This is a genomic window from Portibacter lacus (assembly GCF_021533215.1).
Lineage (GTDB): Bacteria > Bacteroidota > Bacteroidia > Chitinophagales > Saprospiraceae > Portibacter > Portibacter lacus.
The window spans coordinates 115529-134624 of the sequence record NZ_JAJNKA010000013.1; the positions used below are offsets into that span (position 1 = coordinate 115529).

Genomic DNA, 19096 nt, shown 5'->3' on the forward strand with positions numbered 1-19096 from the left:
TTTATATAAACCTCATTCGGCTCGAAATGTTGTAATTTTACTTACACAAGAAAAGGAAATTTATTAAATCCACCCAATAATCACTTTAGTTTCTTAATTTCCTTTGTTCTATCGACAATGGTATAAATTGCTAGGGCAGTTGTAATTAGAAAATCAGTATGTGATAATTTAGATGAAATATACTCGAATGCCCTTGGGTTAAATTTGTCATTTGTGATGGGATCCAAGATAGCTCCGATTCCCTTGTCTCCAATAATTATAGGTTTCACAGGTCTATCATAGTCATTGATTCTAGCGATTAATCTTCTATTATTCTTACCATAAATCAAACCTTTATCATTCATATTTCCTAGGAAATGCTCATCTACAAATATCTGTGTATTGTTATCTTTTGTGATATAGAAGAATTCATGCTTGAGTGTCGTCGCATAAATTAAACTCTTCTTCCTGCTCCCTGGAAACTCTCTATACCCATAAGCGATCATGTGCTCATGATATATAGAATCGATGATGCCTTTTACAGTATTTGCAAAGCGACTAGAGAAACTCCTTTCTACTTGATTCAAAGAAAGTAATTCTATTTCAGACTCTTCCCAATTGATAATCATTTTCTTGAGATCATCAATTTCAGATCTTAATTCAAGAATTTCTTTTTTAGGATCGAACCCTCCATTAAATATAAGATTGATTAATCTTAACATTCAGAATGCATTATAATTTTAGAAAACGATCACAAGGTATAAATATTTGACCAAATGCTTATCCTAAGTAGGACTTCAAGGCATTTTTATTTACGGATTTTCGTAACCTTCTAAGTGCGCGCTCTTTAATTTGTCGAACTCTTTCACGTGTTAAGCCGTACATGTCTCCTATTTCCTCTAAAGTTTTACCTTTTTCATCTTTTAAGCCATAATATGCACAAAGCACATCCACTTCTCTAGGGGAAAGACTAGCAAGACCATGGTTCACTTCATCTTTTAGAGATTGTTCCATTAACTTAAGATCGGGACTTATGTTTTCGCTGGTTTCGAAAAGATCTAGCATAGTAGATTCTCCTTCTTCACCGCCTAATGGTGCATCAAAAGAGATATGCCTGCCTTTCCCATTTAACATGGTTGCGACTTCTTTCGGAGTAATTTCTAAAATTTCAGCTAATTCTTCGTGAGTAGGTTCTCTCTCAGATTTTTGGACGAAGGATATGAATGCTTCATTAATCTTGTTGTAAGAACCAACTTTGTTAAGCGGTAACCTTACAATTCTAGAATATTCGACGATAGCCTGTAGGATAGATTGTCGAATCCACCACACGGCGTAGGAAATAAACTTGAATCCTTTTGTCTCATCAAACCTTTTAGCAGCTTTCATTAAGCCTACATTACCCTCATTGATAAGATCAGAAAGGGAAAGACCTTGATTTTGATATTGCTTAGCAACAGAAACGACAAAACGTAAGTTCGCTTTGGTTAATTCTTCGAGCGCATCTTTATCACCATTCCGAATTAATTTGGCTAAACGTGCTTCATCATCAGCGGTTAAAAGCGAAATCTTCCCAATATCATTTAGATATTTGTCAAGAGCTAAACTTTCTCGAGCTGTTATTTTATTCGTTATTCTTAATTGTCTCATTGATTGTTGATGGGTTAAATCTCTAAATCCTGAACACTTAATAGAATGACATCTGATCTAGCCACGAAATAAACATGACCAAACGATTACATTGTTTTCAATAGAATTACTACAATAATATTTATGAAAAGGTTTCTTTAATTCAATATTTAAATAAAAAAAACCTGATCAAATTACATTTGACCAGGTTTATATTGCTTTTTCGTACTATTTAAGAGTCGCTTTTCTCTTTTCTTTCAGGCTTCGGCATCAATGCTTTACGTGAAAGTTTGATCTTTCCAGAACGACTATCGATATCAAGAATTTTAACTTTTACTTTGTCTCCTTCCTTGAACACATCTTCTACTTTCTCTACTCTAGAGTGAGAAATTTCAGAGATGTGAAGTAGTCCACTTTTTCCTGCAAAGTCAACAAAAACACCATATGGCATTAATGAACGTGCGATACCTTCATACTCATTTCCTATTTCAGGAACGTGAGCAATCTTTAAGATAGCATCTTTTGCTGCTTCTAAAGCAACTTTATCATTACTTGAAATATTCACATGACCTTTACCATCTTTCTCTTCGATAGTAATGATTGTTCCAGTTTTCGCTTGTAACTCTTGGATGATTTTTCCTCCAGGTCCGATAACTGCACCGATGAAATCTTTTTCTATGATAATGCTCTCGATTCTAGGAGCGTGTGGTTTGAAATCTTCGTTTGGAGCTGTGATGGCTTTCTTCATTTCATTTAAGATATGAAGTCTACCTTCTTTCGCTTGGTTAAGAGCTTTCTCTAAAGTCTCATATGGTAAACCATCTATTTTGATATCCATCTGACAAGCCGTGATACCGTTTTCAGTACCCGTTACTTTAAAGTCCATATCTCCTAATGCATCTTCATCTCCTAAGATATCAGAAAGTACTGCGATTCTATCTCCTTCAGCAACCATTCCCATTGCGATACCAGAAACTGCAGACTTAATCGGTACACCCGCGTCCATCAGTGCCATAGAACCTGCACAAACTGTTGCCATTGAAGACGAACCATTTGATTCTAAGATGTCAGAAACAATTCTGATCGTATAAGCATGATCTTCTGGAAGAACTTGTCTTAGCGATCGTCCAGCTAAATTAGCGTGACCTACTTCTCTTCTTCCAGGTCCTCTCATCGGCTTGATTTCTCCTACTGAAAGTGCAGGGAAATTGTAATGAAGGATAAATTTATCGTAACCAGAAACTAAAGCAGTATCAACCATTTGCTGATCCATTTTACTTCCTAATGTTAGTGAAGTTAAGGCTTGAGTTTCTCCTCTATTGAAAATTGCTGATCCGTGAGCAGAAGGAAGGTAGTCTACCTCAACCCAAATTGGTCGAACTTCGTCAAATTTTCTTCCATCTAATCTTTTAGACTCATCAAGCATCATTAATCTGATCGTTGCTTTCTTAAGTTTGTCAAAGTATCCAGATACGAAGTGTCCATTTTCTTCCATGTACTCTTCACCGAATTTCTCAACTAACTTCTCTTCCATTTCAGTCTTTACAGCTTTAAAGCCGTCCTTTCTCGCTACTTTGTCTAACTCTCCTTGAGCAACTTCTAGAATTCCTGCTTTTGCGATTTCTTCGATTGCTTTCTTTAGTTCTTCATTTTCTTCAGCAGGAACAAGTTCTCTTTTTACAGTTGCTTTTTCTCCTACTTTCTCAGCTAATGCAATTTGTGCATCACACTGAACGATAATAGCTTCGTGTGCTACTTTGATCGCTTCGATAACTTCTATTTCAGAACATTCTTTAGCTTCACCTTCTACCATCATCACATTATCTTTAGTTGCAGCAACAATTAGTTCTAATGATGCATTCGCTAAAGCAGTACGACCTGGATTGATAACATATTCGCCATCTATTTTTGCAACTCTAACTTCTGATAACGGACCGTCGAATACGATGTTAGAAACAGCTAATGCTGCTGAAGCAGCAAGTGCTGCATATGCATCGGGCATTGTTTCTTCGTCCGCTGAAATCAAGTTGATAATTACTTGTGTTTCGTTCATGTAACCATCTGGAAATAATGGTCTGATCGCTCTATCCACTAATCTTGAAGTTAAGATTTCGTAGTCGTTTAATCTTGTTTCTCTTTTAAAGAAGTTTCCCGGAATTCTTCCGATTGCTCCGAATTTTTCTTGGTAATCTACAGACAAAGGAAAAAATCCTTGACCTGGCTTAGGTTCAGCAGCCGAAACTACAGAACAGAATAACATTGTTTTTCCAATTTTTACTACAACTGAACCGTGTGCTTGAGTTGCTAGTTTTCCTGTTTCGATGGTGACTTCCTGACCATCAGGAAGGTTAAATGAGATTGTTGTTGGAATTTGATTTCCCATAAATTTCTATTCATTATAGAGTTAAAGAAAGGTAGTTTTCAGCTTATTCGAAGAAGTAAGCCAAAAAAGCAAAGTACCATCGAGTTCGATGGTACTTTGTAAATTTTTTATTTTCTGATACCTAATTTTTCAATTAGTTCTCTATACTTAACGATATCTTTTTTCGCGATATATTTAAGTAATCTTCTTCTTTTTCCCACAAGGGTAAGAAGTGCTCTCCTACAAGAATGATCTTTCTTATTCTCCTCTAGGTGTTGAGCTAACATTTTAATTCTGTACGTAAAAAGAGCCACTTGCCCTTCTGCGGAACCTGTATTGTTCTCGTCTCCACCGTACTCAGCGAAAAGTTCTTTTTTCTTTTCTTCAGTTAAGTATACTGCCATTTTTTTGTTTTATTTATACCATTAGTGATTGCTAAAATCAGTTATAGCGCCGCAAAGATAAGCTTTTTGTATGAAAATGAAAGCAAACTTTGATTTATTGGAAATAATATGTCATCCTAATATCCTAGCTCTTATATGACATGCTTTATAACCATTGACAAAACGCCACTATAAATCGTTTATTGTTTTAATATGAAGTGTTTATTTTTCATTCAATCAAACATATCAAACAAATGAATTATCCTTGTCTAATCCTCTTTATCTTCTTAAGCGCTGCCACATTATCTTATGGTCAAGAAAAAGAGACACAATTGGTAACTACCATTAATACACCCCTGAACGAACGAGACTTCACCGTATCTCCTGATGGTTCAGTTGTGTATTTTACTAGATCACTTTTAGATAACAAGACGAGAGTAATATTGAAAGCAAAGAAAAATGGAGCAGATTATAGTAACATAGAGCTAGCTTCATTCTCTGGAAAATTTAATGACCTAGAGCCTTTCTTCTCACCGGATGGAATGCGACTTTATTTCGCTTCTAATAGAAATGCTGAGCAAACTGCAGAAAAAGATGATTATGATATATGGTATATAGAGCGGCTATCCAATGGTGAATGGAGCAAAGCGCTTCGATTGCCCGATATTATTAATACCGAAAAAGACGAATTCTATCCAGCGGTATCTGCGAATGGTAATCTATACTTTACCGGAGTTCGAGAGAATGGAGTGGGAACAGAAGATATTTTTCTTAGCAAATTTGTTAATGGAGAATATCAATTGCCACTGCCACTCAGTGAAAGCATAAATACTAAGACCTATGAATTTAATGCGTACGTTAATTCGACAGAGGACTTAATTATCTTTTCATCCTATGGGAGGGCGGATGACTTAGGAGGTGGCGATCTTTATTATAGCGTTAAAGATGAACATGGAAAATGGAAGACAGCAATACATTTCGGATCGGATATTAATACAAAGAGTTTGGATTATTGTCCATATTATCATGCGGGAAGTGGTGTACTTTACTTTACAAGTAATATAGGCCGGGAGAAATTAGAAATACATAATGTAGATGAATTGGATATTGAAATTTTAAACGAACTGAACGGATTTGGGAATATTTATCAGATAGCATTTCGCTTTGAAGCTAAGAATTAGTTGGCTGCATCTTAGTGTATTTTTTTTAGGTCAATGTTTTAATGGCGGGAATCAATGAAAGGGCAGGGTAGTAGTCATTACTACTATTTTAATGCCATATAGAAGTTCCAAAGAGTTTTTTTATTTCTTTTCTGTGAGCAAGGTAGTCTTTAAATTTAGTTTGGTCCGACTGAAAGTCAATTAAACTACCATCACATTGAAACTGAGAACGATTAGTTGAACTATATAATGAATTTTGTACTTCTATAATGGTTTGTCCATCATACTTAAATGCAAATATTCCATTAATCTCAGGATAGTCTTTGATTGCTAAATATTCCTTATTCAACCATTCAAGGTCTGTAATGGGATCCTCACTGTCACAAATAATGACTATTTGATTACGGTCACATGAAGACATAGCGATTGTCATTAAGAGCAGTAGAACAAAAAGTTTAGATACAGGATGCATGGCATTATATATAATAGATATAGTAATATAGCACTTGTATATAAAGTTACACAGTGCTTATGGAAATAACGAAAGATAGCTAGGATTTGCTAATTAGGTTGGTGTACAATTGGATGATTCTTATTCAAATACTCAACATTCATTCTAATTTACAAGAAAAAGGAATGACGGATTAGCATTATATTACGTTCTTAGAATGCATAAATGCAGAATCAATGAAAAATATAATTATTCCATCTAGTTTGCTATTTGTTTTTTTGATATTTCTTTCCAGTTGTAAGAAGGAAGATCCTTTACCGAAGGTGACAGATGCAACTATAAGAGCGGACTTCCAAGCTATTTCTTTAGATCCAGGTGTTCAGGATATTGAATTAGAAGTTGCAGAAAATGTGTTTTATAGTTTTAGGGTGATTGTACCAGATGTGGACTTGAGTCAGGATTGGCCATTGATTATGGCATTTCATGGAGCTTCAGGTGGGAGTGCAGATGCACATAAGACAACGGATTGTTACATTGAACCTGGATTTCAGGATTTAGATGCATTTATTATCCATCCGAATGCTGGTCAAGATGAATGGTATGAGATTTCGAATCAAAATAAAGTACAAACATTACTTCGACTTTCCACAGAATATTGGCCGATCGATTTCGATAAAATAGCGGCGACGGGTTATAGTAATGGTGGAAATATGAGTTGGTTAATGGCAGAAGTTGCATTCGAAGCTTTCACTGCTAGTATTCCTATTGCAAGTTCATATGATATGTCTGTTACTGATTCTACAAGCCGCAAGGTTACTATTCCGATGTACGTAATACATGGTGAAAATGATGAATTATTTCCTATTGCAGACACAAAGAAATGGGTGGATGAATCGATTGCTGCAGGGAGTGACATTACTTTTGTGCAAGCCGATAGTTTAACGCACTTTATGCCATGTGACTATGTCCCATATGTTCAGGATGCAGCGATGTGGCTGAAGGAGTTGTGGCAGTAAGTATCTTATCTATTATTAAGCCAACGAATATGAGCCCTGAAATATGGCTCAGCAGTGTTTCCGTTGCACTCCAAGCTTACTGGTCCATCCCTACTAAAAACATTTAGACTCGTAAGCCAGAGCGATGAAATGCAGGGAAAGCAAGGACTGCGACCTGTCTTGCTTTAGCGAGAAGCTAAATGTGGGTATGATTTTAAAAATAAATTCTCAAATTATTCCATTTCCAATCTTTCCAAAATGCGTTTATTATCTTTAAAATCTGATTGAAAAGAAAGGTGAGCTTCAAGAAACTCCTTTAATCCACCAAACCACTTCAGAATTAATTCCTTCTCTAATAAAGTTTTTTGATTTGAATTGTAAGCTCTAAAAGATGAATGTTTCCAATCTATCATAGACTTAGTTAAACCATGATGGATCGGATTGTGGTGAAGGTAGCATACTAAATAGGATAATTTAGCTTCTTTTGAGACAGTAACTCTCTTAAATCTTTTTGCAAAAAGGTTTCCCTTTCTGCCATACTTTTTATTATGACTAAGGACAATAGAACTGAAAAATCTCCTAATTTGATTTACTAGAAATTCATCTATACCTATTTCATTATTTAGAAATTTTGACGATGTTAATGTCTTTTCTTCTTTGATGAAAATAGTGCAGGCGTCTAAAGGTTTGATTTTAACTAGAAAATGAAAATGATTTGGAATAAGGCAATAAGCATAGGTCGCAAAATAAGGTGAAAGGTATTCTTTATACTTTTTTAAGAAGTAAGTATAATCACTATTATCTTGAAAAAGTAACGCTTCTTGAATACTTCTGTTGTAAATGTGATAAACATTGTCGTGATCGAACTTCTGCCAGTAATTGAATGACATTTTTTTATTCTAAATTTAATAAATAATGTAAAATAAGACAAAGTATGATTTGAGATTAAAAATTCAGCTTCAACCTTATGGCTCAGCAGTCTTTCCGTTGCACTCCAAGCTTACTGGTCCATCCCTACTGAAAACATTTAGACTGCGACCTGTCCTGCTTTAAGGGGAAGCTAAATGTGGGTATAGAAAAAGGTACAGCATGCTCGATACTTTTTTCGTGGTTAGTGAACCTAAAAACATTTAGACTCGTAAGCCAGAGTAAGGAGGTGCAGGGAAAGCAAGGACTGCGACCTGTCTTGCTTTAGCGAGAAGCTAAATGTGGGTGTGGAAAAAGGTACAGCATTCTCGATTCTCTTTTCGTGGTTAGTGAACCTAAAAACATTTAGACTCGTAAGCCAGAGTAAGGAGGTGCAGGGAAAGCAAGGACTGCGACCTGTCTTGCTTAAGCGAGAAGCTAAATGTGGGTATGATATAATAAGAAAAGTATCGTTTGGGATTAAAACTTCAGCTTCGACCATATGGCTCAGCAGTCTTTCCGTTGCACTCCAAGCTTACTGGTCCATCACTACTAAAAACATTTAGACTCTGACCTGTCTTGCTTTAGCGAGAAGCTAAATGTGGGTATGATATAATAAGAAAAGTATCGTTTGTAGATTAAAACTTTAGCTTCGACCTTATGGCTCAGCAGTCTTTCCGTTGCACTCCAAGCTTACTGGTCCATCACTACTAAAAACATTTAGACTCGGACCTGTCTTGCTTAAGCGAGAAGCTAAATGTGGGTGTGATATAATAAGAAAAGTATCGTTTGGGATTAAAACTTTAGCTTCGACCTTATGGCTCAGCAGTCTTTTCGTTGCACTCCAAGCTTACTGGTCCATCACTACTGAAAACATTTAGACTGCGACCTGTCCTGCTTTAGCGAGAAGCTAAATGTGGGTATAGAAAAAGGTCCAGCATTCTCGATACTTTTTTCGTGGTTAGTAAACCTCAAAACATTTAGACTTTGACCTGTCTTGCTTTAGCGAGAAGCTAAATGTGGGTATGATATAATAAGAAAAGTATTGTTTGTAGATTAAAACTTCAGCTTCGACCATATGGCTCAGCAGTCTTTCCGTTGCACTCCAAGCTTACTGGTCCATCCCTACTGAAAACATTTAGACTGCGACCTGTCCTGCTTTAGCGAGAAGCTAAATGTGGGTATAGAAAAAGTTAGAGTTGTTATTACATTTCATGCTTATTTTTACAACATTCTGTAATAAAAAAAGGCTCTCGATTTCTCGAAAGCCTTTTGTAGTAGCGGGAGCTGGACTTGAACCAACGACCTTCGGGTTATGAGCCCGACGAGCTACCAACTGCTCCATCCCGCGATATTTCTTTGTTTTTGGGTTTCCCTTTCTTCTAAGGGATTGCAAATATACATATATTTAATAAAACATCAAGAAAAAACTCCTTTATTTCTAACATTATACTTGGGCTGCTATGTATCAATTGATTAGCTTCGAACCTTTATCCCAATTGAATAAATGAATCTTTTAAAAAGTTGACCATTTTTTAATAGAAGTATTAAAATTTTACCTTTTTTAATGTAATTTTCGAAATGGATATTAACACATTAATCAAGAATGGAGAAATCGAAACCATCATCGTTGGTTTCGTAGATCACTATGGAAGATTGCTTGGGAAAAGATATGATGCTGAATTCTTTCTGGAAACAGTGCCAGATGGTGGTACACACTTTTGTGACTACCTGCTGACAACAGACATGGAAATGGAGCCCATGAAAGGCTATGAATCGGCCAATTGGGATCTGGGATATGGAGATTTTCATTTGCATCCAGATATGAACACATTTCGAATACTTGACTGGCAGTATAAAACAGCATTGGTCTTATGCGATATAGATGAAGACATTGCACCTCGATCTATTCTGAAAAATCAGACCAAGAAGCTGATCGATAGCGGTTATCAATGTATGGCTGCTTCAGAGTTAGAACACTACCTCTTTAAAGATGGATATGAAGCCGCAAATGAAGCTGGATTTCAAGACCTGAAACCTGCAAGCAATTACTTAGAGGACTACCACATTTTTCAAGGCACAAGGACCGAGAATTTTCATGCGAAAATAAGAAGCCATCTGAAAAAATCTGGTGTTCCCATTGAAAACTCAAAAGGAGAGTGGGGAAAAGGCCAACATGAAATCAATGTCAGGTATGCTGAAGTACTCGATATGGCAGATCGACATATTGTGTTCAAACAATGCCTGAAAGAAGTGGCAGATTCTATGGGCGCTTCGGTCACTTTTATGGCGAAATACCACGAAGATCAAGCAGGCTCTAGTTGTCATATTCACATGAGTATTTGGAAAGAGGATGACAATATCTTTGCCGGAGACCAACAGATCGGACCTGTTTCCGGATCTGATGAATTCCGTTGGTTTCTGGGAGGGTGGATAAAACATGTTCCGGATGTGATGCCTTTTTATGCGCCTACCGTAAACTCCTATAAAAGATATGTTGATGGTTCTTGGGCTCCGACAAGACTTGCATGGAGTTATGATAATCGAACAGCTGGTTTTCGAGTCGTTGGTAAAGGTAAAAGTCTGAGAATAGAATGTAGAATTCCAGGTGCGGATTGTAATCCTTACTTAGCTTTTGCAGCTTCATTAGCAAGTGGAATGGATGGAGTTAATAACAAAATTGAACCACCAGAAATCTTTGTAGGAGATATTTATGCAGCCAATGAATTACCTAGAGTCGCTTACTCGTTAGCCGAAGCAAATGCAGCATTCAAGAAAAGTGAATTTGCCAAGGAGGTTTTCGGAGAAAAGGTGGTTGCCCACTATGCTCATCATTTTGACTTAGAACAGAAAGCGTTTGATAGTGCAGTAACGGATTGGGAACGGAAGAGATATTTCGAACAGATCTAACTCCAACATTGACATAGGAAAAATTGAATAAACTTTAAAACAATAAACTTAATGAGACTTAAAGACAAGGTTGCTCTTATCACTGGCGGTGGTAATGGCATAGGAAGAGCTAGCGCTATTTTATTTGCAAAAGAAGGAGCAAAAATAGTAGTTGCAGATGTAGATGAAAAAGGCGGTAATGAGACTGTCGAAGAAATTAAAAATAATGGAGGCGAAGCTGTTTTTATCAGAACGGATGTTTCTAATCAAGCTCAATGCGAAGCCATGATTTCAGCAGCTGAGAGTAATTTTGGAGGATTGCATATCTTATTTAACAATGCTGGGATTATGCATAACGACGATGGAAATAGCCAATCGACCCAGGTTGACGTGTGGGATCTGACAATGAACATCAATGTGAAAGGTGTCTTTTTTGGGTGTAAATACGGTATTCCTTTAATTAGGAAATCAGGCGGTGGTTCTATCATAAATACCGCTTCATTCGTGGCGCACTTAGGAGCAGCAACTCCTCAATTAGCTTATACAGCTAGTAAAGGCGCAGTGCTTTCTATGAGTAGAGAACTCGCTGTGATCCATGCAAGAGAGAATATTAGAGTGAATGCATTAAGTCCCGGACCATTGAGAACAGAATTGTTAATGAGTTTTCTAGATACCGAAGAAAAGAAACAAAGACGATTAGTACATGTGCCAATGGGTAGATTTGGTGAAGCTGAAGAAATGGCTAAGGCTGCTCTCTTTCTAGCTTCTGATGATTCCTCATACATGACTGGAAATGAATTCTTAGTCGATGGAGGAATTACTGCTGCTTATGTAACACCTGAAGATTAAGCGAAACGAATCATATTTTTTAAAAGCGATTGAACACATGAAGAAAAAATTTCAGGTCATTAGCCCTATTGACCAAACGGTATATATAGAAAGGGAGTATGCAAGTTCGGAAGCTATCGAAAACGCATTGTCTGAAGCACATTCAGCGCAGAAAGAGTGGCGAAAATTGACCATCAAAAAGCGTGCGGAATATTGCCTTAAGGCGGTGGAATACCTCGTTGCTAATGCTGATGAATTAGGCAAGGAAATAACGATGCAAATGGGACGCCCGATCCGGTATACGCCCAATGAAATAAAGGGTGGAGTGAAAGAACGAGCAGAATATATGATATCTATTGCGGAGCAATCATTGGCTGATGTAAACTTAGATGATCACCGTTATATTAAGCGAGTTCCTCATGGAATTGTGTTGGTTTTGGCACCGTGGAATTATCCGTATTTGACCTCTGTGAATTCAATTATTCCAGCGCTTATGTCAGGGAATGTGGTTGTTTTAAAGCATTCCGATCAGACGCCACTTACTGCAGAACGCTATGCTGAAGCCTTCGAACATGCGGGTTTACCTTCGGGTGTGTTCCAATTTTTGCACACTAATCACGATCAGATTGCTCAGATAATTAAAGATGAACGTATTAATTACGTTGCCTTTACGGGTTCGGTGGAAGGCGGAAACGCTATTCAAAATTCCCTTTCTGATCGATTCGTCAATGCGGGATTAGAACTAGGTGGAAAGGATCCAGCTTATGTGCGTAGTGATGCAGATGTAGATCACGCCGTAGAAAATTTGGTCGATGGAGCATTCTTTAATTCAGGTCAATCTTGTTGTGGAATAGAAAGAATCTACGTCGCTGAGGAAGTTTACGATGAATTTATCGAGAAATTCGGAAAAATGACCAAAACTTATATTCTGGGCGATCCGATGGATCCAGAAACCCAATTGGGACCTTTAGTGAAGACGAGAGCTGCTGAATATGTAGAGCAACAGATCATAGAAGCGGTGGAGAAAGGTGCTAAGAAATTGGTCAATATTAAAGCAGAAAGGCAACTTCCATATTTGTTTCCGGAAGTCTTGGTTGATGTTACACATGATATGGATATTATGAAGAAGGAGTCATTCGGTCCAGTGGTAGGAATTATGAAGGTGGGCTCAGATGATGAAGCTATTCGGTTAATGAATGATAGTGAGTATGGATTAACGGCTTCGATATGGACGAAAGATATCGGGGCTGCTCGAGACTTAGGTGAGCAATTAGAAACAGGAACGGTTTTCATGAATAGATGCGATTATTTAGATCCGCAATTAGCATGGACAGGAGTAAAAAACAGTGGTAAAGGTTGCACCTTATCAAGCGTCGGATACGAAGGATTAACTCGACCTCAATCATTTCATTTACGTGAATTATGAAAATAGGACTACTAGCATGTGACCATGTGAATCCCGAATATCAAGAGCGCTTCGGAGACTATCCGTTGATGTTTGCTGACTTGTTTCCTGAATTTGAATTTGTGGTTTATGATGCAATTAATAATGAATTACCAACGGAAATCGATTCATGTGATGCATATATGGCAACTGGTTCTAGGCATTCGGCTTATGATGAAGAAGTGTGGATTAAGAATCTGAAATCATTTATTCAGAAATTAGATGCAGCGGAAAAGTGTTTTGTGGGTGTTTGTTTCGGACATCAGATTATCGGAGAAGCGTTAGGTGGCAAGGTGGAGAAATCTGAAAAAGGATGGTGTGTCGGAGTTCATAGGTTTGAACCATTAGGATTTAATTTATTGATGATGTGTCAAGATCAGATATCTGTATTGCCACCTGGAGCGATTACAATTGCTGGTAATGAAATGTGTGAAAATGGGATGATTCAGAAAGGAAATCATATACTAGGCATTCAAGCGCATCCGGAGTTTTCGAAGGAGTACGATCAGTTATTAATGGAAAATAGGATCGCCCGAATGGGTGAAGAAACAGTTCGAATGGGAATTAAGAGTTTAGAAAAAACGGTTAGCCGAGAGGAGATCAAGCAATACATTATTCAATTTATCAAAAAATCAATATGAGTAGCGAATTAAAGAAGACCTTAGGACCATTAATGTTGTGGGGATTAGGAGTTGGGTATGTGATTTCGGGTATGTATTTCGGCTGGAACTTGGGATTAGAAAAAGGAGGGACGTTAGGTCTTGCTATTGCTACCGGATTTATTATTGTGTTGTATTTGTGCTTTACTTTTTCCTATACGGAATTAGCGTGTGCGATTCCGAAGGCGGGAGGTGCCTTTGATTATTCGAAGCGAGCCTTGGGTAAGAATTGGGGTTTTATCGGAGGGATGGCACAGAATATAGAGTTTATATTTGCACCTCCGGCGATTGCATTTGCTATCGGGGCTTATCTGAATTTGTTTCTACCGGCGATTCCAATTATTGTGATCGCGATCGTGGTATATATCATCTTTACGATTATCAATATTCTAGGGGTGAAATTTGCAGCATCTTTCGAATTGGTTATTACGGTAATTGCGGTGATAGAGCTATTGATATTTGCTGGAGCGACAGCGCCTTCATTTGAATGGAGTAATATAACGCACAATGCATTGCCGAATGGAATTCCTGGGATATTTGCAGCGATACCGTTTGCAATTTGGTTCTTTTTAGCGATAGAAGGCGTTGCCAATGTTGCAGAAGAAACGGTTAATCCACAGAGAAATATATTGATTGGTTTTGGGTCGGCGATATTGACATTGGTTGTTCTTTGTATTCTGACCTTTGCATCATCAGTTGGTGTTGCAGGCTGGGAAGCTATTGTATATAGTGAGCCAGGAGCTGCCGCATCTGACTCTCCATTGCCATTAGCATTGGCGAAGTTGTATGGTGAAGGGCACATCATGTTTAAGCTGGTTACGTCTATCGGAATTTTCGGTTTAGTGGCTTCGTTTCATGGAATTATACTCGCAGCAGGTCGGGCGACATTTGAATTTGGAAGGGTTGGTTTTGCACCTCGAGCATTGGGTAATGTACACAGTAAGTTTAGAACACCAGCAGTTGCTTTAGTGGTCAATATGATCATTGGCGTAATCGCGTTATTTACTGGTAAGACTGGCGATATAATAACGATTGCGTGTTTCGGTGCTTTGACATTATATGTAATTTCGATGATTAGTATTATCAAGTTAAGACAAAAGGAACCGGATTTAGAAAGACCATTTAAGGTGCCGTTTTATCCATTGACGCCAATTGTAGCGCTGGTAATTGCTAGTGTAGCACTTATCGCGGTTTCATGGTATAATCCCATGTTAGCTTTGATTTATTTTGGGATATTGGCGATTAGTTTTGTTGCCTTTAAGATATTTCAGAAGGATTAAGGTGAGAGGTTTATGCGAGGCGAAAAAATCATGTGTGTTATCTAAAAAGATACAGCGTGCTGATACTGTTTATTCATCGATAGAAAAGTTACAAAGCCGGTGCGCTGCACCTCAATTTATATGTTGATATATTATTACAAACAAGGGCGGTCCGCTGGACCTATAGTGATATCAATTTTAGGTTATTGATTCGATCTTATGGCTCAGCAGTCTTTCCGTTGCACTCCAAGCTTACTGGTCCATTTATAACGAGGAATATTTCAGGAGCCAGTGTGAGAAAATGTGCAATCCATGGGTATGTTTATTCATCGATAGAAAAGTTTCAAAGCCGGTGCGCTGCACCTCAATTTATATCCATAGGTATTATTACAAACAACAGCGGTCCGCAGGACCTATAGTGATATCAAATTTGGATTACCGCTTTGACCTTATGGCTCAGCAGTCTTTCCGTTGCACTTCAAGCTTACTGGTCCATTGATAGTGAGGAATATTTCAGGAGCCAGTGTGAGGAAATGTGCAATCCATGGGTATGTTTATTCATCGATAGAAAAGTTTCAAAGCCGGTGCGCTGCACCTCAATTTATATCCATAGGTATTATTACAAACAACAGCGGTCCGCAGGACCTATAGTGATATCAGTTTTGGATTACCGCTTCGACCTTATGGCTCAGCAGTCTTTCCGTTGCACTTCAAGCTTACTGGTCCATTGATAGTGAGGAATATTTCAGGAGCCAGTGTGAGGAAATGTGCATTCCATGGGTATGTTTATTCAGCGATAGAAAAGTTACAAAGCCGGTGCGCTGCACCTCAATTTATATTGATAAGTAGTATTACAAACAACAACGGTCCGCTGGACCTATAATGATATCAATTTTAGATTATCGATTCGATCTAATGGCTCAGCAGTCTTTCCGTTGCACTTCAAGCTTACTGGTCCATTGATAGTGAGGAATATTTCAGGAGCCAGTGTGAGGAAATGTGCAATCCATGGGTATGTTTATTCATCGATAGAAAAGTTACAAAGCCGGTGCGCTGCACCTCAATTTATATGTTGATGTATTATTACAAACAACAACGGTCCGCTGGACCTATAGTGATATCAGTTTTGGATTACCGCTTCGACCTTATGGCTCAGCAGTCTTTCCGTTGCACTTCAAGCTTACTGGTCCATTGATAGTGAGGAATATTTCAGGAGCCAGTGTGAGGAAATGTGCATTCCATGGGTATGTTTATTCAGCGATAGAAAAGTTACAAAGCCGGTGCGCTGCACCTCAATTTATATGTTGATTTGGATTACCACTTCGATCTAATGGCTCAGCAGTCTTTCCGTTGCACTTCAAGCTTACTGGTCCATTGATAGTGAGGAATATTTCAGGAGCCAGTGTGAGGAAATGTGCAATCCATGGGTATGTTTATTCATCGATAGAAAAGTTTCAAAGCCGGTGCGCTGCACCTCAATTTATATCCATAGGTATTATTACAAACAACAGCGGTCCGCAGGACCTATAGTGATATCAGTTTTGGATTACCGCTTCGACCTTATGGCTCAGCAGTCTTTCCGTTGCACTTCAAGCTTACTGGTCCATTGATAGTGAGGAATATTTCAGGAGCCAGTGTGAGGAAATGTGCATTCCATGGGTATGTTTATTCAGCGATAGAAAAGTTACAAAGCCGGTGCGCTGCACCTCAATTTATATTGATAAGTAGTATTACAAACAACAGCGGTCCGCTGGACCTATAGTGATATCAAATTTGGATTACCACTTCGATCTAATGGCTCAGCAGTCTTTCCGTTGCACTCCAAGCTTACTGATCCATTGATAACGAGAAACATTTAACCGTCATTAAGTAATCGTCCAAACTCCACTTCGAAAGAGACTTCTTAAATATTCATATTAACTAAAATTAATTATCTTCAAGGCAAATAAAACAACCATTATGATAAAGAATATACTATCGTTATGTGCCATATTTCTATTCGCAGTTTCGATTTCTGCTCAGGATAAAATAGACACGGAAGCTTATCAAAACGCAGAAAAAATGCTAAGCTGGAATACATCCTCACTCGTCGATCGGATGTATGTCAGAGCGAACTGGACGGATGATGGTAAATTTTGGTACAAGAACTTAGTTAAAGATGGATCAGAATACGTTGTATATGATTTAATTACCAAGGAGAAAGAGACTTTCGATTCAGTTGATGATATGCCTGAAACTCCAGAAGGACCAAAATATAATCGTAGAAAAGAATCAATTTCTCCAGACGGCAAAAAAGTTGTCTTTATTAAGGATTGGAATCTTTATGTTGGAGATTTAAGTTCTGGAGCGGAAAAGCAATTGACAACAGATGGAATAGAAAATTTTGGTTACGCAACAGATAATGCAGGATGGAGAAAAGGCGACGGGCCAGTTGTGAAATGGTCTCCAGATTCTAAGAAAGTGGCTACTTTCCAACAAGATCAACGCCATGTTTCTGATATGTATCTAGTGAAAACCACCGTCGGTGAACCCGAACTTCAATCTTGGAAATATCCGCTACCTCAAGATGAAAAAGTAATTCAAATTCATAGAGTTATTATCAATGTTGACAATGGGGAAATGGTGAGATTAAAAATGGATCCAGATCCGAGAAGAGGGACTCAGTGTGATGATATCTCATGCAGTGGAGAATTTGATGATAATGAATGGAATGCAGACGGGACGAAATTAGCTTTTGTCTCTACGTCTAGAGATCATAAAATAGCACATTTGAAAATTGCAGATGCTAAAACAGGAGAAGTTAGAAGTGTACATAAAGAAGTGGTCGAAACTCAGTATGAATCAGGGCAGGGAACAATTAACTGGGAATATATGCCTGAGACCAATGAGTTTATCTGGTATTCTGAAAAGGATAATTGGGGACACCTATACCTTTACGACTTAGCAACTGGTAAGTTGAAAAATCAGATTACTTCTGGAGATTTTGTCGTCACTAAAGTAGAAAAAATTGACCGAAAAAATCGGAAGATATATTTCGAGGCGAATGGAAGAGAAGAAGGAGTAGATCCTTATTTTAGTCATTTCTATGTTGTGGATTTCTCAGGGAAGAACCTGAAACTATTAACACCTGAAGTGGGACATCATTCTGTTTCCGTTTCTCCAGATAGACAGTTTTTTATTGACAATTATTCTCAGCCTGATGTTCCACCAGTATCTGTCTTAAGAAAGATAGATGGTACCTTAGTTGAAACCTTAGAGAAAGCAGATATTTCTAGACTTGTAGCTTCTGGATGGAAGGCACCTACGCCCGTGAAAGTAAAATCGGAAGATGGAAAATTTGACCTTTATGGGTTAATGTTTACACCGACTCACTTAAATGAGAACAAAAAGTATCCAATTGTAAATTATATCTATCCAGGTCCACAAGGGGGAAGTGTGGGTAGACGATCATTCAGTCCGAGTAGGGGAGACCACCAAGCACTTGCAGAACTAGGTTTCATTGTTGTTGCGATAGATGGAACTTGTAATCCTGGTCGTTCGAAAGCATTTCATGATGCATGCTACGGTGATATGTCAGTGAACACTTTACCTGATCAAGTTTCGGCGATGCAGCAATTAGCAGAAAAATATCCATACATTGACCTAGATCGAGTAGGGATATGGGGGCATTCTGGAGGTGGATTTGCAACGGCTGCGGCGATGTTTGATTATCCAGAATTTTTTGATGTTGGGATTTCTGAATCAGGTAATCATGACAACAGAAACTATGAAGATGATTGGGGCGAAAGATATGTTGGATTAGAAGTAGGAGACAACTACGAAAAGCAAGCAAACCAACTGAAGGCTGGAAATTTACAAGGGAAGTTATTGTTAGCTCACGGTGGGTTAGATGATAACGTTCCTCCATATAATACCCATTTGGTAGTAGATGCGTTGATTAAAGCGAATAAAGATTTTGACTTGCTCATTTTTCCAAATGCGCGACATGGTTTTGGTGCAGATACGATGTATATGATGAGAAAGCGATGGGATTATTTTGTGAAAAATTTATTGAATCAGGATCCGCCGAAAGAATATAAGATTGTCTATAAGAGAGATGGAAGAGCTTAGATATATAAAGAAAAAAGTAGAATTTCGCTCGATATAAATAAAAAA

General features: G+C 37.9%; 15 protein-coding genes and 1 tRNA gene. 9 read left to right on the forward strand and 7 right to left on the reverse strand.

Annotated elements, in window-relative coordinates; all coding sequences use genetic code 11:
* Positions 1–80: 80 nt before the first annotated feature.
* The 4 genes from L2586_RS19295 to rpsO form a co-directional block, all read right to left on the reverse strand.
* Positions 81–701, reverse strand: a complete 621-nt coding sequence (locus L2586_RS19295) for a hypothetical protein (RefSeq protein ID WP_235294586.1) — start codon at positions 699–701, stop codon at positions 81–83.
* A 58-nt stretch (positions 702–759) separates the two neighbouring features.
* Positions 760–1626: a sigma-70 family RNA polymerase sigma factor gene (locus L2586_RS19300; RefSeq protein ID WP_235294587.1), complete on the reverse strand. Its 867-nt coding sequence runs from the start codon at positions 1624–1626 to the stop codon at positions 760–762.
* A gap of 211 nt (positions 1627–1837) precedes the next feature.
* Positions 1838–3988, reverse strand: coding sequence for a polyribonucleotide nucleotidyltransferase (gene pnp / locus L2586_RS19305; RefSeq protein ID WP_235294588.1), 2151 nt, complete (start codon positions 3986–3988; stop codon positions 1838–1840).
* 107 nt (positions 3989–4095) lie between these two features.
* Positions 4096–4371 carry a 30S ribosomal protein S15 gene (gene rpsO, locus L2586_RS19310; protein WP_235294589.1) on the reverse strand — a complete coding sequence of 92 codons (276 nt, stop codon included), beginning with the start codon at positions 4369–4371 and terminating at the stop codon, positions 4096–4098.
* 233 nt (positions 4372–4604) lie between these two features.
* Between rpsO and L2586_RS19315 the strand changes: the two genes are divergently transcribed.
* Complete coding sequence (locus L2586_RS19315; RefSeq protein ID WP_235294590.1) at positions 4605–5531, forward strand: TolB family protein; 927 nt, start codon at positions 4605–4607, stop codon at positions 5529–5531.
* An 88-nt stretch (positions 5532–5619) separates the two neighbouring features.
* On the opposite strand, the gene L2586_RS19320 is transcribed toward L2586_RS19315, so the two are convergent.
* Positions 5620–5943 carry a hypothetical protein gene (locus L2586_RS19320; RefSeq protein ID WP_235294591.1) on the reverse strand — a complete coding sequence of 108 codons (324 nt, stop codon included), beginning with the start codon at positions 5941–5943 and terminating at the stop codon, positions 5620–5622.
* A gap of 254 nt (positions 5944–6197) precedes the next feature.
* Between L2586_RS19320 and L2586_RS19325 the strand changes: the two genes are divergently transcribed.
* On the forward strand, positions 6198–6977 hold the full coding sequence (locus tag L2586_RS19325; protein WP_235294592.1) for a dienelactone hydrolase family protein: 780 nt from the start codon (positions 6198–6200) through the stop codon (positions 6975–6977).
* A gap of 212 nt (positions 6978–7189) precedes the next feature.
* Here the strand turns inward: L2586_RS19325 and L2586_RS19330 are convergent, their stop codons facing one another.
* Complete coding sequence (locus L2586_RS19330; RefSeq protein WP_235294593.1) at positions 7190–7846, reverse strand: hypothetical protein; 657 nt, start codon at positions 7844–7846, stop codon at positions 7190–7192.
* Positions 7847–8170: 324 nt separating this feature from the next.
* Here L2586_RS19330 and L2586_RS19335 point away from each other — a divergent pair, with 324 nt between their 5' ends.
* Positions 8171–8428, forward strand: coding sequence for a hypothetical protein (locus L2586_RS19335; protein WP_235294594.1), 258 nt, complete (start codon positions 8171–8173; stop codon positions 8426–8428).
* Between the two features lie 712 nt (positions 8429–9140).
* Here L2586_RS19335 and L2586_RS19340 read toward each other — a convergent pair.
* Positions 9141–9213, reverse strand: a tRNA-Met gene (locus L2586_RS19340).
* 230 nt (positions 9214–9443) lie between these two features.
* On the opposite strand from L2586_RS19340, the gene L2586_RS19345 reads away from it, so the two are divergent.
* The 6 genes from L2586_RS19345 to L2586_RS19370 all read left to right on the forward strand — a co-directional run bounded on the left by L2586_RS19345 (position 9444) and on the right by L2586_RS19370 (position 19051).
* On the forward strand, positions 9444–10772 hold the full coding sequence (locus L2586_RS19345; protein ID WP_235294595.1) for a glutamine synthetase family protein: 1329 nt from the start codon (positions 9444–9446) through the stop codon (positions 10770–10772).
* Between the two features lie 51 nt (positions 10773–10823).
* Positions 10824–11600, forward strand: a complete 777-nt coding sequence (locus tag L2586_RS19350) for a glucose 1-dehydrogenase (protein WP_235294596.1) — start codon at positions 10824–10826, stop codon at positions 11598–11600.
* A gap of 37 nt (positions 11601–11637) precedes the next feature.
* On the forward strand, positions 11638–13005 hold the full coding sequence (locus L2586_RS19355; RefSeq protein WP_235294597.1) for an aldehyde dehydrogenase family protein: 1368 nt from the start codon (positions 11638–11640) through the stop codon (positions 13003–13005).
* On the forward strand, positions 13002–13664 hold the full coding sequence (locus L2586_RS19360; protein ID WP_235294598.1) for a glutamine amidotransferase-related protein: 663 nt from the start codon (positions 13002–13004) through the stop codon (positions 13662–13664). Before L2586_RS19355 ends, L2586_RS19360 begins: the two co-directional genes overlap by 4 nt.
* Positions 13661–14962, forward strand: a complete 1302-nt coding sequence (gene eat / locus L2586_RS19365; protein ID WP_235294599.1) for an ethanolamine permease — start codon at positions 13661–13663, stop codon at positions 14960–14962. Before L2586_RS19360 ends, eat begins: the two co-directional genes overlap by 4 nt.
* A gap of 1938 nt (positions 14963–16900) precedes the next feature.
* The gene (locus tag L2586_RS19370) at positions 16901–19051 is read left to right on the forward strand and encodes a S9 family peptidase (RefSeq protein ID WP_235294600.1); all 2151 of its coding nucleotides are present in this window, start codon (positions 16901–16903) and stop codon (positions 19049–19051) included.
* Positions 19052–19096 lie beyond the last annotated feature (45 nt).